The organism is Halobacillus locisalis (genome assembly GCF_013694105.1).
GTDB classification, from domain to species: domain Bacteria; phylum Bacillota; class Bacilli; order Bacillales; family Halobacillaceae; genus Halobacillus; species Halobacillus locisalis.
In genome coordinates, this window is sequence record NZ_JACEFG010000001.1 from 74202 (window position 1) to 89270 (window position 15069).

12 protein-coding genes are annotated in these 15069 nt (G+C 43.9%); 9 read left to right on the forward strand and 3 right to left on the reverse strand.

Going from position 1 to position 15069, the window contains the following annotated elements; genetic code table 11:
- Positions 1 to 24 precede the first annotated feature (24 nt).
- The gene (locus H0266_RS00360; protein WP_181470414.1) at positions 25 to 969 is read left to right on the forward strand and encodes a DHH family phosphoesterase; all 945 of its coding nucleotides are present in this window, start codon (positions 25 to 27) and stop codon (positions 967 to 969) included.
- A gap of 800 nt (positions 970 to 1769) precedes the next feature.
- On the opposite strand, the gene ytrI is transcribed toward H0266_RS00360, so the two are convergent.
- Both ytrI and ytrH read right to left on the reverse strand, forming a co-directional pair.
- A complete protein-coding gene (gene ytrI / locus H0266_RS00365) occupies positions 1770 to 2267 on the reverse strand; it encodes a sporulation membrane protein YtrI (RefSeq protein WP_181470415.1) in 498 nt (165 codons plus the stop codon).
- Positions 2268 to 2271: 4 nt separating this feature from the next.
- Complete coding sequence (gene ytrH / locus H0266_RS00370; protein ID WP_181470416.1) at positions 2272 to 2604, reverse strand: sporulation membrane protein YtrH; 333 nt, start codon at positions 2602 to 2604, stop codon at positions 2272 to 2274.
- A gap of 233 nt (positions 2605 to 2837) precedes the next feature.
- Between ytrH and dnaE the strand changes: the two genes are divergently transcribed.
- The 8 genes from dnaE to H0266_RS00410 all read left to right on the forward strand — a co-directional run bounded on the left by dnaE (position 2838) and on the right by H0266_RS00410 (position 13692).
- On the forward strand, positions 2838 to 6161 hold the full coding sequence (gene dnaE / locus H0266_RS00375) for a DNA polymerase III subunit alpha (RefSeq protein ID WP_181470417.1): 3324 nt from the start codon (positions 2838 to 2840) through the stop codon (positions 6159 to 6161).
- 137 nt (positions 6162 to 6298) lie between these two features.
- Positions 6299 to 7537, forward strand: coding sequence for an NADP-dependent malic enzyme (gene ystJ, locus H0266_RS00380; protein ID WP_181470418.1), 1239 nt, complete (start codon positions 6299 to 6301; stop codon positions 7535 to 7537).
- Between the two features lie 125 nt (positions 7538 to 7662).
- Positions 7663 to 8217, forward strand: a complete 555-nt coding sequence (locus H0266_RS00385) for a FadR/GntR family transcriptional regulator (RefSeq protein ID WP_220127073.1) — start codon at positions 7663 to 7665, stop codon at positions 8215 to 8217.
- 112 nt (positions 8218 to 8329) lie between these two features.
- Positions 8330 to 9190, forward strand: a complete 861-nt coding sequence (gene accD / locus H0266_RS00390; protein ID WP_181470420.1) for an acetyl-CoA carboxylase, carboxyltransferase subunit beta — start codon at positions 8330 to 8332, stop codon at positions 9188 to 9190.
- Positions 9187 to 10149, forward strand: coding sequence for an acetyl-CoA carboxylase carboxyltransferase subunit alpha (locus tag H0266_RS00395; RefSeq protein ID WP_181470421.1), 963 nt, complete (start codon positions 9187 to 9189; stop codon positions 10147 to 10149). The genes accD and H0266_RS00395 overlap by 4 nt, the downstream gene beginning before the upstream one ends.
- Before the next feature lie 242 nt (positions 10150 to 10391).
- Positions 10392 to 11351 (forward strand): 6-phosphofructokinase, encoded by a 960-nt coding sequence (gene pfkA, locus H0266_RS00400; RefSeq protein ID WP_181471672.1) that lies wholly within the window; start codon positions 10392 to 10394, stop codon positions 11349 to 11351.
- Positions 11352 to 11384: 33 nt separating this feature from the next.
- Positions 11385 to 13148 carry a pyruvate kinase gene (gene pyk / locus H0266_RS00405; RefSeq protein ID WP_181470422.1) on the forward strand — a complete coding sequence of 588 codons (1764 nt, stop codon included), beginning with the start codon at positions 11385 to 11387 and terminating at the stop codon, positions 13146 to 13148.
- 151 nt (positions 13149 to 13299) lie between these two features.
- On the forward strand, positions 13300 to 13692 hold the full coding sequence (locus H0266_RS00410) for an FxsA family protein (RefSeq protein ID WP_181470423.1): 393 nt from the start codon (positions 13300 to 13302) through the stop codon (positions 13690 to 13692).
- Between the two features lie 33 nt (positions 13693 to 13725).
- Here H0266_RS00410 and ytvI read toward each other — a convergent pair whose 3' ends face one another.
- The gene (gene ytvI, locus H0266_RS00415; RefSeq protein ID WP_343063169.1) at positions 13726 to 14865 is read right to left on the reverse strand and encodes a sporulation integral membrane protein YtvI; all 1140 of its coding nucleotides are present in this window, start codon (positions 14863 to 14865) and stop codon (positions 13726 to 13728) included.
- Positions 14866 to 15069: the final 204 nt, after the last annotated feature.

Below are 15069 nucleotides of genomic sequence, written 5' to 3' on the forward strand. Positions count from 1 at the left end.
AGAAACAAGGAAAGGGGCAATACAATGTTAGAAGCCATTGTTCAAAAAATTAAACAATATGACACGATCATCATCCACCGCCATGTTCGACCGGACCCAGACGCTTATGGATCACAAGCCGGCCTGGCTCAATTGATAGAGAAAAACTATCCGGAAAAGAATGTTTATGTGACGGGTTCAGAAGAAGCGTCCCTGCATTTTCTAGTTCGTATGGATGAAGTGAAGGACTCAGACTATGAGGGTGCCTTGGTGATAGTATGTGATACGGCCAATCAGGCACGTATTGATGATCAAAGGTATGACAAAGGAAAAGAATTGATCAAAATCGATCACCATCCAGTCGTCGATGCTTATGGTGATCTCCAATGGGTAGATACGACGGCAAGCTCCACATGTGAGATGATTTATGAGTTATTTTTACATATGGAGAAAGAGGGAGGCGTATTGTCCGATCAAGGTGCTCGTCTCATTTATGCAGGGATTGTCGGAGATACAGGCCGCTTCCTCTTCCCGAGTACAACACCTAAGACATTGACTTATGCTTCTGACCTTGTCCATTATGATTTCGATCGCAAGGAGCTCTATAACGAGATGTATAAGACATCTTTGCGTGTTGCGAAACTAAAAGGACATATTTTACAAAATTTATCTCTTGAAGAAGCAGGCTATGCGACGATCCCTTTAACGAAAGACGTGTTAGATGAATATGAAATGACTGCTTCAGAAACGAGTCAACTGGTAGGTATACTTGGGGATATCGAAGGAATTCTAGCATGGGTTTTCTTTGTGGAAGAAGAGGACAGCATCCGTGTTCGATTGCGTTCTAAAGGACCAGTCATCAACAAAATTGCAGAAGACCACAATGGCGGGGGACACCCGATGGCTGCCGGAGCAACCGCTAAGAGCTGGGAAGAAACAAAACAGATTGCAAAAGAGTTAGAACAAGCTTGTTATGACTATCAAAAATAAAGCAGGTGCCCCCAGCACCTGCTTTATTTTTGTCCACTTCCAATCACTCATGCTCATTATCTCCCCCTTGTCTTGAATACTTGAAGGTGAGAGGTTCTTGGTCCTCTACATACGTAAGTGTGGGGTGTGGTGGGAAATGACTCGCTTCCCTGTGGGGGAACCGGCAAGCCTCCTAGGTCGTTGACACTCCCTGTGGGGTCTCGCCTGAGCCCTTCTCCCACGGGAGTCTCCCCATTTCCCACCACCCCCATCCCAATGTAGATTGTCGGACTTTTCTTTAAGAGTGGTTACTGATGTGGAGTGCGGGTGTACTTAAAAACGTGCAAGCTGTCCGAATAAGCTGAGCAAATGTCCGATAAAGTGCACCTCTTGTCCGAATTGAAAGAAAATGTCCCGTATAGAGGATCGCTTGTCCGAATTGAGCTTATGAATGTCTGATATGGTGCGCCTGTTGTCCGAATCGCTTTGTTAAATGTCCGAATTGAAGTCCGTTCATCCAATATATCGTAGGGAGGGAAGGGAAAACAGGTAGACTCCTGCGGGAAAATGGAACAGGCTGAGACCCCGGAGAGAGGGGACTACCTGAATATACTTCCTTGCTCCCTTGCGCCGAGAAAGCTTGCTACAGAGCGATACGAGCAGACGCAGGCGCACGTTTCTTTAGCTCGAGGAGGCTCAGCGTTCCCCGCTGAAAGCGGACTGTTCTCCCTTCCCTCCAGACTCTCTTATTAGTGAACGGACCAGCAAATCTCCAATTCAAGTCTTACGCAATAATGCCCGTCTCTTGAATATAGCTTTATCTATGGCACAAGTTTGATTTCGAGGTCGAGGGTCACTTCTTTGGCGACAATCAGCTTCCTTACTTCCAACTGATACGTCATTTGATCGATTACATAGTCCTTGCTTTCCACAGTTGAAATGATCAAGTCTACTTGAGTGGAGATCGTGTTCAAATCTTGCCCATGAATCGATGCCAAAAGCTCTTTGACAAGAGAAGTCAATTGGTGTTGAGTCAGTAAATCGACTTCTAATTTTTTGGCATTGGCATAATTGACGACAACTTCATTGACTTTAGTCGGTTCGGCTTCTTTGCCTTTCTTTGGATTATTCAGGAGGTGTTCGTATTTATCCTCCAATTCGTTGAATTCAGCTGTTAGTTGTATATGTTCTTTCGTGATGTTCTCCTGTTGCTGGCCATAAATAAAAAGAAAGAACATATATCCTATGATGGCACCTAATGAGAGACCGGCGAAAAACCTTTTCCACTCCTTTTTTTTATATAATGGCGGGATGTGCATTCCGTTACGTCACCTCATCTCCAAGAATCCATTGAAATAGCAAAAGAGCTGCTTTGACTCCACCCATAGCCGAAATGATGATAACGATCTGTTTGAAAACATCGAATGTTGACCCGTCTAATATCCCCTTTTCAAAGTTGCTTATGGCGTCGAACGTACCGCCGATCGCTGCGACAATGGCCCAAATCCTTAATCCTTTAGCAATTCGATACATCGACGTTAAAGGAGCTTCTCCAGTCAAAAAACTTCCAATACTTCCAATGATAGTTCCACCTATGATGACACCGAAAGCGATAAAGAAGCATTGAATTATGGATACAATTAAGCGATCTTCCATCTTGTCCCTCTTTTCGCTGTTAGATGGTCTTCCTTAAAAAATATGAGGCGCAACTATTGATTATGCAGAAGGCTTTTCTTTCCACCTTTCTCTCTTGAAAAAACATATCCCTCATATAGACATCACAGTTATTGTGCGCTTTTGACAGAAGGTGTTAGTAGTGGACTATGCTTTCAACAGGTGATAAATAGTAGTAAGATATAACAAAGCCTAACGGAAAGAAGGTGAAAGGAATGCCCTTTACTCACTTGCACATTCAAAGTGCCTATAGTCTGATGAAAAGCACCATAAAAATAGACCCCTTAGTCCAGCAGGCAACCGAGTTCGGTTTTGACTCGCTTGCTTTAACGGATGAAGGGACCATGAGCGGTTCTGTCGCTTTTTATCAGGCTTGTATCAAGCATGGGATCAAACCCATCATGGGGCTGAAATTGACCATACAGACGGATAGCGGAAAGTTCAATACACTTTTGTTCGCAGAGAATAATCAAGGATATCAGAACCTGATGAAACTTAGTTCCTGGGTTCAAACGCAATCGATTATCCCAGAACTCGACAAAGTATCCAACTATACCAACGGGTTGATCGCAGTGATCATGACGAGTGATTCTCCTTGGGCTGATGATATTGCAAAAGGACAGTTAGAAGCTTTAGACAGGGAAATTCACCAATGGCAAGACGCTTTTTCTACTTCTTGTTTCTTTCTTAGTGTCCAAGATTTCGACTTGCACCAAGAGCTGCCTTTGCATAAGTTTTTAAAACCTTGGAGCGTGAAGAACGATGTTCCTGTCGTGGCCATCAGTGATGTGAGGTATATACATAAAGAGGATGCTGAAGCCTTTCATTGTTTGAGGGCTATAGAAGAAGGAAGCCAACTTCCTGAGGAGGCACTTGACAATCATCGTTATTTAAAATCTGGAGAAGAGATGGAACGATTCTTTGATGATTGGTGGCCAGAAGCTGTTGAAGCTACTCAGGAGATTAAGGAACGCTGTCATGTAAGCATCGAGTTCGACCAACAATTGATTCCTTCTTACCCGACGCCAGAGGGCAAAACAGCAGATGAATTTCTGAAAGACCTTTGTTTCGATGCTTTGGACCGCCACTACAAGGATAATAGGGAAAGTGCCATCAACCGGTTGAATCATGAACTGCAAGTCATTCAGTCCATGAAGTTTAGCGATTACTTTCTCATCGTATGGGACTTTATAGCCTATGCGAGGAACAAAGGGATACATGCTGGGCCAGGGCGTGGATCCGCTGCAGGGTCTATCGTCGCGTTTTTGCTGGATATCACTCAAGTAGATCCGTTGGAATATGATTTGCTTTTTGAGCGATTTCTCAACCCTGAACGGATTAACATGCCAGATATCGATATTGACTTTCCTGATCACCGGAGAGACGAAGTCATCCAGTATGTCGCAGAAAAATATGGAAGACATCATGTAGCTCAAATTTGTACGTTCGGGACATTTGGTTCAAGAAGTGTCTTGAGAGATCTGTTCAAGGTGTTGGCTATTGATGAGAGTGATGCGACCTTCATTTTGAAACATATTCCGAAAACATCAAACGAGCCTCTTATTGAATTGATAAAACAATCGGATGACTTAAAAGACTATATTAGGAATGCCTCGTATTTGAAGCGGTTGTTCCAAGTGGCGACTAAGCTGGAGGGGTTACCTCGCCATGTATCGACGCACGCTGCAGGAGTGATCATCAGTGAGAAGCCTCTCGTTCAATATACAGCACTGATGAGTGGTCAAGGGCAAGCATACCTGACGCAATTGGCAATGGGAGATTTGGAGAAAATCGGTCTTTTAAAAGTCGATTTCTTAGGCTTAAGGAATTTGACTTTCATAGAGAAAATAGAGCAGAAAATTCAACGATTCGAGCATCAAGGGTTCTCTGCATCCACCATTCCATTTGATGATGGACCCACGTTCCAATTATTGCAGGAAGGCAGGACCAATGGTGTCTTCCAGCTTGAGTCACAGGGCATGAAAAATGTATTAAAAAGGCTGAAGCCTTCTCATTTTGAAGACGTAGTGGCTGTCAATGCCTTGTATCGCCCTGGACCGATGGACTACATTCCTACCTTTATCAGTCGGAAACACGGTAAGGAGAGCATTCAATATCCCCACCCTGATATCAAGCCGATCTTGCAACCTACTTTTGGGGTCCTGGTTTATCAAGAGCAAATCATGCAAGTAGCGCAAGCTGTAGCTGGATACACGCTCGGACAGGCAGATTTACTTCGGAGGGCCGTCAGTAAAAAACAGGCTCAAGTTCTTGAAGAGCAGAGGGTGGCATTCGTGCGTGGGTGTCTGCAACAAGGTTACACCGAAACCGTTGCCGACCAACTGTTTGACTGGATTGTGAAATTCTCTAATTACGGCTTTAACCGTAGCCATGCGGTGGCCTACAGTATCATTTCGTACAAGCTTGCTTTTATGAAAGCACATTACCCTACGTATTTCCTGTCAGAGCTTATGAATGCTCAAATTGGAGACAAAGAGAAAGTGTCTTTGTATATAAGGGAAGCGCGAGATATGAACATTCCTGTTTTTGCTCCAAGTATTAATAAAAGTCTTATTGCAACCAAGGATGAGAATCAGTCCATCCGTGTAGGGTTGCTAGCTATCAAAGGTGTCGGTTATCAAGCGGCACAATTAATCATCGAGGAAAGAAAGAACGGCTATTACAGAGGACTGAATGATTTTTGTTTGCGTCTCGTTTCAAAGGTGATCAGTCGCTCTGTCATCGAGTCCCTCCTTCTAGCAGGCGCATTTGATGAATTTGATGACAATCGCGCCAAGCTTCTCTCAAGCGTTGACCAAGCGCTTGAACAAGCGGAGTTATTCAAGGAATTTCAAGATCAACCTGAGCTTTTTGGTGATGACTTTGACGTGGGGGAGACGGTTGAGATTGAACCGTTTCCTCAGCTGAAGAAGCTCTCATTAGAAAAGGAAGTACTGGGTACGTACTTATCAGAGCACCCACTGAGCATCCACCGTCAAACATTCAATGAGCAAGGATACATGACCTTAGCACAAGTGGTGAAGCTGAAGCGTAAACAAGTCAAGGTGGCCGGAGTGATTGAATCGATCAAAGAGATTCGAACGAAACGTGGGGAATCCATGGCTTTTGTCAACCTCAGTGATGAAGCAGGAGAATTAGATGGCGTTCTGTTTCCAGATGCCTATCGAGATGTAAGGCCTTGGATAGAGGAACAACTCCTCGTTCTATTAACAGGAAAGGTGGAAGAGCGAAGGGACCGGGTACAACTCATTATCAATAAGGTTGAGCGGTTTGAAGATACCTCAAATGAACAAGAGAAACCAGAGCGATTATTCATCAAAGTGGAAATCGCAAATGAGCGAGCTGCTGTCGAACGAATTAAGAAACTGACTCAATATTTCCCGGGGAATACACCAATCGTCATTTTTCGGGCAGAAGACCGAAAAACCTATCAACTAGACTATCGCGTGAAGGTTTCTGAAGAATTCATGAGCAAGTTGAACGATCTATTCGGGCCTGAGTCCATTGCTCTCAGGTGACGATGGATCGTGGAACTCAGTCCAGCGTTTTGTTATTCTTTACAGGTGAAAACCATCTGTTATAATAAAGAGGTTGACGGTGGTCAGACCACCTAAGTTCGGTATATAACATATATGTCTAAAAGGAGCGTGTCGTCGTGTCTAACTTGCGAGATGAAGCACTGCACATACACAGAGTCAATAAAGGAAAATTGGAAACTCATTCTAAGGTACCCATCCGTAATGCAAAAGATTTGAGTCTTGCATATTCACCAGGGGTCGCTGAACCTTGTAAAGAGATTTATGACCATAAAGAAACCGTCTATGACTACACGATGAAAGGTAATATGGTTGCTGTCGTGAGTGATGGAACAGCTGTCCTTGGTCTAGGGAACATCGGACCTGAAGCTGCTCTGCCTGTTATGGAAGGAAAAGCGGCGCTATTTAAGAGTTTTGCAGGAGTCGATGCGTTTCCGATCTGCCTGAATACAAATGATATCGATGAAATCGTACAGACAGTTAAATTGATGGAGCCTACCTTTGGTGGTGTAAACCTCGAGGATATTGCTGCACCGAATTGCTTCATCATTGAAGACCGCTTGAAGAAAGAGACGAACATCCCTATTTTCCATGATGACCAACATGGAACGGCCATCGTTACGGTAGCTGGTCTGATGAACGCTCTGAAAATCACTGGTAAGTCATTCTCAGATATTAAAGTCGTTGCCAACGGCGCGGGTGCTGCAGGTATTGCGATTATTAAACTGTTGTATCATTTTGGCGTCCGGGACATCATTATGTGTGATTCTAAAGGGGCTATCTTTGAAGGTCGAGACTACGGTATGAACGACGTAAAAGATGAAATTGCTAAGATAACGAATAAAGACCGGGTGGAAGGTAAACTGGAAGAAGTCATGGAAGGTGCTGATGTTTTCGTCGGTGTTTCTGTGGGTGGTTTGCTATCGAAGGAAACGGTACAGAAAATGAACGATGACTCGATCATCTTCGCTATGGCTAATCCTGAACCAGAAATCATGCCTGAAGATGCAAAAGAAGCAGGAGCTCGTGTGATTGGGACAGGTCGTTCGGACTTCCCTAACCAGGTCAACAATGTTCTGGCGTTCCCTGGAATCTTCAGAGGTGCGTTGGATGTACGTGCGACCCGCATTAATGAAAAAATGAAGATTGCCGCAGCTGAAGCCATTGCTTCTCTTGTCAGTGACGAAGAGCTGAGTGAGGATTATGTCATCCCTGCACCATTCGACCCTCGTGTTGCTCCTGCTGTTGCAGCAAGTGTAGCCAAGGCAGCCATGGAATCTGGTGTTGCACGTCACCATGTGGATCCCGAAGAAGTCGCTGAGAAGACGAGACAAATGACTATGATAGATGAAGAGTAAAGATTCGGAGTGTCTTGGAGGAAGTTGTTGTTCTTTCTCCTTACATAGTTTTCTTGGCTTGATATGAAAAGAGGTGTTCAAGTTTCGTGACCCGTTCTCAAAATGGAAAGGTATACGAGGGTGTATTGAGTCAGTTGCAATCATATATTGAGAGAAACCACCTGAAACCGGGTGACAAACTCCCATCTGAAAGGGAATTAAGCGAACAACTTCAAGTTGGGAGGTCATCGATCCGCGAGGCGTTTCGTGCAATGGAGTTGTTAGGGTTGATCGAAACAAGGCGTGGAGAAGGAACGTTCATGAGAGCGTACCGACCCTATCATATGGTAGAACTTCTCTCAAATTTCCTTCTCAATGAATCAAGAACTAGAGAGGAACTTGTCACCGCCAAGCAAATGCTTGAAAAAGAAGTGCTTACTTTGCTAGTTGGAAAGCTGAGTGACGATCAATTAAAAGAAGTGGACCGCATTTGTACGGAACATGAGGGAAAAGAGCGACACCAGTTGCTGTTTCACTATTTGTTCGAGCAATGTGACCAACACCTTCTGCTTTCTATGTGGCAGTTCATATCTGGCTTTACTAATACGGTACACACGATAGAATATGAGTCTGCATGGTATCGATCGGTTCAGAGTGTTTTAGAGTCTGGAGACCGTGTAGATGTACTGTCAATCTTTTAAATGCAATCAAATCTTAGTTGTCGAAGACTTTTCGACACGAACAGTGAGATTACGTAACGACCTTAATGTATATTGAATGGAAGGAAAGCTTTGTCCCAAAGGAGGAATCACCTTGCTAAGAGATTTTTTCAGCAAGAAAAAACGATATGCATCCATTCCCAGACAAGAAGCAAAGAAGGATGTACCCGAAGGGCTCATGCAAAAATGCCCGAACTGCCAAAAGATCTTCTACCGAAAAGAATTACAACGAAATATGAATGTTTGCCCACATTGTGATCATCATCATCGCCTAACAGCTTATGAACGAGTGCAGCATTTATTTGATGAGGATACCTTCGAAGAATGGGACAAGCACATGATATCAAACAACCCTCTTCAATTCCCTGAGTATGAGGAGAAACTTGAAAAAGACCGTATGAAATCAGATTTGAATGAAGCGGTCGTGACAGGGAAAGCGAAATTAGAAGGGATGGAAGCTGCTGTAGCGATTATGGATGCCCGATTCCGTATGGGAAGTATGGGGTCTGTAGTTGGAGAGAAAATTACGAACGCCATCGAAAACGCGAGAAAAGCCGGCATTCCATTCATCATCTTCACTGCTTCCGGTGGTGCTCGAATGCAGGAAGGTGTATTGAGCTTGATGCAAATGGGCAAAACGTCCGTTGCCCTTCAAAGACTGCATGCGGATGGTGGACTGTTCATCTCTGTTATGACCCATCCTACGACTGGCGGCGTATCTGCAAGCTTCGCTTCTCTCGGTGACTACAATTTTGCTGAGCCAGGGGCGCTGATCGGTTTTGCTGGGAGGCGCATCATTGAACAGACAATTCGAGAGAAGCTCCCTGATGATTTCCAAACAGCAGAATTTCTTTTAGAACATGGTCAGTTGGATAAAGTTGTCCATCGTCATGATTTAAGAGACACCCTAAACACCGTGTTGGATATCCATGTTCCAGGAGGTGAGAAAGCGTGAAGCATGTATTAGAATTTGAGAAACCTGTGATCGAGTTACGTGACAAGATCGATGAGCTTAAGCGACTTACAGAGAATAGCGAAATGGACTTGAGTGATGAAATCGTCAAACTTGAAAAACGTCTGGAAAACTTGGAAACAGATGTCTATGATCGAATGCAGCCTTGGGATCGCGTTCAGATGGCACGTCATCCGGAACGACCTACGACGCTTGATTATATTGAACATCTATTCTCTGGTTTTTTAGAGCTTCATGGCGACCGTCTTTATGGGGATGATGAAGCGATCGTATCGGGGATAGCTAAATACAAAGGTAAACCTGTGACGGTCATTGGTCATCAAAGAGGTAAAGATACAAAAGAAAATATTCGGCGGAACTTTGGTATGCCACACCCTGAGGGCTACCGAAAGGCATTACGTCTGATGAAGCAGGCAGAAAAATTCAATAGGCCTATTATTACGTTCATTGACACAAAAGGGGCATACCCTGGTAAAGCAGCCGAAGAACGTGGGCAAAGTGAAGCCATTGCCAGGAATCTTCTGGAGATGGGTGGCATCACCGTCCCGATTATATGTGTTGTAATTGGAGAGGGTGGTAGTGGAGGTGCCTTAGGTCTCGGTATCGGTGATCGGATCTTTATGCTTGAGAACTCCACCTATTCCGTTATCTCCCCAGAAGGTGCCGCATCTATTCTTTGGAAGGATTCAGCTTATGCGCAAAAGGCCGCAGAGTCCATGAAAATCACGTCTTATGACCTTGAGCGTTTAGGAATTGTCGATTCAGTGATTCCGGAAATCCGTGGAGGTGCTCATCGAGACATTGCCGCCCAAGCGAATCACATTGATGAAGTGATTTCTAATGCTCTTGAAGAGCTATTAGCGCTTGATGAATCCCAATTATTAGAAGGTAGATTCAATAAATATAAAAATATTGGCGAATATACGCATCTTGATTTATAATATAAAACGGTTGAAAAAATAAATAGTTCCCATCTAACGTCAAAAAGTCGCACATTCTGGTGCGACTTTTCGCATCTTGAGAGGTTGGTAACGCTATCATTCCTAACGATATGCAGCTTCTTTTCTTTACGATTGATGGAATTTGCACATGCTATAGGAATAAGCGAGCGGTGTGTCAAGAAGGTTTTGCCAGGCGTTTGTTTGGGGACAGAATAACTAGTCTAACTTTTGAGGTGATGAGAATGAAAAAAATCGGTGTACTTACAAGTGGCGGAGACGCCCCAGGTATGAATGCAGCTATTCGTGCTGTGGTACGGAAAGCTATTTATCATGACTTAGAAGTATATGGTATTAAGTACGGCTATCAAGGCTTAATAGATGGAAATATTGAAAAGATGGAACTGGGTTCTGTCGGTGACATCATTCAGCGCGGTGGTACGAAGCTCTACTCTGCGCGTTGTGAAGAGTTCAAGACCGAGGAAGGCCAGCTTAAGGGAATTGAACAATTGAAAAAACATGGCATCGAAGGGTTGATTGCAATCGGTGGTGATGGTACCTTTATGGGTGCCAAGAAATTGACCGAAAAAGGTTACCCTTGTATTGGTGTGCCAGGAACAATTGATAATGATATTCCAGGAACAGACTACACGATCGGGTTTGATACGGCCTTAAATACAATTATTGACGCCATTGATAAAATTCGTGACACGGCAACATCCCATGAGCGCACGTATGTCATCGAAGTGATGGGGCGCGATGCAGGGGATCTAGCTTTATGGGCAGGTCTTGCTGACGGTGCAGAAAGTATCCTTATCCCTGAAGCGGAAGATGAATTTGAAGATGTAATTGAGCGTTTGAAGCGTGGTCACGATCGTGGCAAGAAACACAGCATCATCATAGTGGCCGAAGGTGTAGGCAGTGGTGTCGAATTTGGTCAGAAGATCAAGGAAGCAGCTGACTTAGAAACCAGAGTTACGGTGCTTGGTCATACGCAACGTGGGGGATCCCCTTCTGCCTCTGACCGCGTACTTGCCAGCCGTTTAGGTGCTCATGCAGTAGACCTTCTCATTAAGGGGCAAGCTGGGCGTATGGTAGGTATACAACAGAACAAACTGGTCGATCATGATATTGTAGACATTTTGAATACAAATCACCAAGTAGACCTTGATATGTATCGTCTTTCTAAAGAGTTATCTATATAAATTGTAAGTGGTATTTAGAGGAGGAGAATAAGAATGTTTAGAAAAACAAAAATTGTTAGTACGATCGGTCCTGCATCAGAGTCCGTCGAAAAACTAACTGAGCTTATGACGGCTGGAATGAATGTAGCTCGCTTGAACTTTTCTCACGGAGATTTTGAAGAGCACGGAGCGAGAATCAAAAATATTCGCGAAGCAGCGGCCGCTACTGGTAAAACCGTTGCGATTTTGCTAGATACAAAAGGGCCTGAAATTCGTACAGGAACGCTTAAAGAAGGCGAAGTGTATTTGGAAAAAGGTTCGACTGCTTATGTAAGCATGGAAGATATCGAAGGCGATGCAGAGCGTTTCTCTGTAACGTATCCAGGACTGATTAATGACGTGCACCCTGGTTCCAAAATTCTTCTTGATGATGGTCTTGTGGAATTGCAAGTCGAAGAAGTGGACAAGGACAACAATGAAATCAAAACGACTGTTTTGAACAATGGTCCTCTGAAAAACAAAAAGGGCGTAAACGTTCCGAATGTCAGTGTCAACCTTCCGGGAATTACAGAAAAGGATGCGAAGGACATTGAATTCGGAATCGAGCAAGGTGTTGATTTCATAGCTGCATCCTTTGTTCGCCGTGCTTCTGACGTACTAGAAATCAAAGAGTTACTCGAAAAACACGACGCTCTAGACATTCAAATCATTCCGAAGATCGAGAACCAAGAAGGTGTCGACAATATCGATGAAATCCTTGAGGTTAGTGATGGTCTTATGGTTGCACGTGGTGACCTAGGTGTAGAAATCCCTGCAGAAGATGTACCCCTAGTGCAAAAGGATCTAATCGCGAAGTGTAATAAAGCAGGTAAACCTGTCATTACGGCTACACAAATGTTAGATTCTATGCAACGCAACCCACGCCCTACGCGTGCGGAAGCTTCTGACGTTGCCAATGCAATCTTTGACGGAACGGATGCCATTATGCTTTCAGGTGAAACAGCTGCGGGTGATTATCCGGTGGAGGCTGTTCAGACGATGGCGAACATCGCAAGCAAAACAGAAACGGGTCTAAATCATAAAGCGATTCTAGATGTGCGTTCTAAGCATAGCTATATGACCATTACAGATGCGATTAGCCAATCGGTTACGCATACGGCGATCAACTTAGATGTGAATGCCATTGTTACACCAACAGAAAGTGGACATACAGCACGTATGATTTCGAAGTATCGTCCAAAAGCCCCGATCGTAGCGATCACGTCTAGTGAGAAAGTGAACCGCAAGTTGTCACTTGTTTGGGGCGTCTATGCTATGATGGGACCACGCGCACACTCTACAGATGAAATGCTTGATGTCGCTGTAGAACAAAGTCTTTCTTCTGGTTTGGTAACTCGCGGTGACCGTGTCATCATCACAGCTGGTGTACCGGTAGGAGAGAGCGGAACTACGAACTTGATGAAGGTTCATGTCATCGGAGACGTTCTTTTGAAAGGTCAAGGAGTTGGCCAGAAGAGTGCATATGGCCGTGCGGTCGTTGCTGAAAATGGCGAAGATGCGATCCGTCGTGTTGAAGACGGAGATATCTTGATTACAAATAGCACAGATCGTGACATGATGCCAGCTATCGAAAAAGCTTCTGCACTAGTAACAGTTGAAGGTGGACTTACTTCACACGCAGCTGTTGTAGGGTTGAGTTTGGGAATCCCAGTCATTGTCGGTGTCAAAGATGCACTTGACGTTATTCAGGATGGCTCTGAATTGACGGTGGATAGCTCACGTGGAGATATCTACGAAGGCAATGCTAGCGTCATTTAATCGATATTTTAAGCGGAGAGGGTTACCTTCTCCGCTTTTTTCTATACCATTTAACGTTCAGAGCTGTTTTCGGTAAAGAGCACCCTATTATTCTTTATGATCTTATCATCAAAGGTTATAATAGAGGAAAGGTAAAGGAAAGGACGATGCTATGTTTCGCTGGTTGTTACTCTTTATATTAATCGTACCAGCACTTGAAATCGGTGTACTCATTTGGGCTGGAAATTGGATGGGTCCCTGGTGGGTTATTCTATTGATCATTTTGACTGGTGTTATCGGGGCTTGGTTAGCAAAGCAACAAGGGCTTGAGACGATCCGAAATGTTCAAAACTCGATGTCGACCGGACAAATGCCTCAAGATGCCTTATTGGATGGCGCTTGTATTCTAGTAGGTGGTGCCGTATTGTTGACCCCTGGTTTTATTACAGATGCCATTGGGTTCTTACTGCTTATGCCACCAACCCGCGCACCAATTAAACGGGTTTTAAGAAAAGTCATCACTCGAATGATAGACAAAGGTTCTGTCACCATTTATAGAAGATAAACCCCATTAGCCGTCCACCATTAAGGTGGATGGCTATTTTTGGTCTCCGAGGATAAAGGATTTAGCAAGGTGAAAAAGACCAGAAGTGTAGAGGGTCTTTATCGTTACGATGACGAAAGGACTTAAAATCATCCCGTACACCCCTAATAATTGAAAGCCTAAAAACAAACCGATTAACAATAAGACCGGTGGTACGCCAAAATGAGAAGCGAGTAACTTCGGTTCTAACACTTGTCTAGTGATCACAATCACGGCATATAGAATCGACAGCCCGATCGTCATGGAGAACTGACCACTGAAAAATGAATAGATTGCCCAAGGGATGAAAATCACACCTGTACCTACGTAGGGAATGACATCGACAAGTGCAGCAATCAATGTAATACTTAGAACATGGTTGACATTAAGAATAGTGAGCCCTACCCAAATCAATAGTGTAGAAGTACAAATAAGAATGCATTGGGCCTTCATAATTCCGGTTATAGTCTGACGGAGTTGCCTAGGAATCATCCCTCCTTTTTCGAGTATGGTACGAGGTGTGAGGGACTCTACAACACCTAAGATCTTATTCCAATCTTTGCTGAAAAAAAAGGTCGCTAAAATGCCGACAATCAGGGCTGTCAGTGACATAGGTAAGCTAGCTATGGCACTGGTGATGGTCTCCAAGAATGATTGTAAGAGTCCGGCGGCGAAAGAGCTGGCTTTAGTTTGAAGGACCTGAATAGAATCGGTAAGAGAATGTCTTTGTGTGTCGTTCATTGTTCCAAGCCATCCTTCGATTTTATGGATCATTGGAGTGGCTAACAGGGTTAATTGGTCCGTAATATGATGAATCAATCGTTGTAGTTGTGCTGGTGTTTCTGAAGCTAAGAAATGAACACCTCGAATGGCTTCTACTAGCACGAGAAGAAAGAAGGCCGCCATGAACAGACAAAAAAATAGCACAATCACTAGAGTGGCAAAGGTTCGGGAAAGTTTCATTTGTCTTTCTAGCAATTGGATGAACGGTTGCAGCAAAGCGGCTATACATAGAGCGATGACAAAAGGATAAAGGTATGTCCAGGATAAAGTCATGATCAAAACAGTACATGTTATAGCCAGTAAGACTAAGCACAATCTAAAGAAACGATAAATCAGCTGGTTGTCCAAGGTAAAACGCCTCCTTACTTTCACAAGTTAAATGGTGGAGAACAACCCGGTTCTATGTTTTTCTACACAGGAAAACAGAATGTGTCTGATTGTAGTTCCATTCGATAAAAAGACAGGAAATTAACCGGTTTCAATTCACATTCTCTTCAGAATACTTTATAATTGAATTTGGGGTTCATTTCCTAATTGTATATACGATAAAAGTAAAGCGTTTTCTTGTCGATTGGA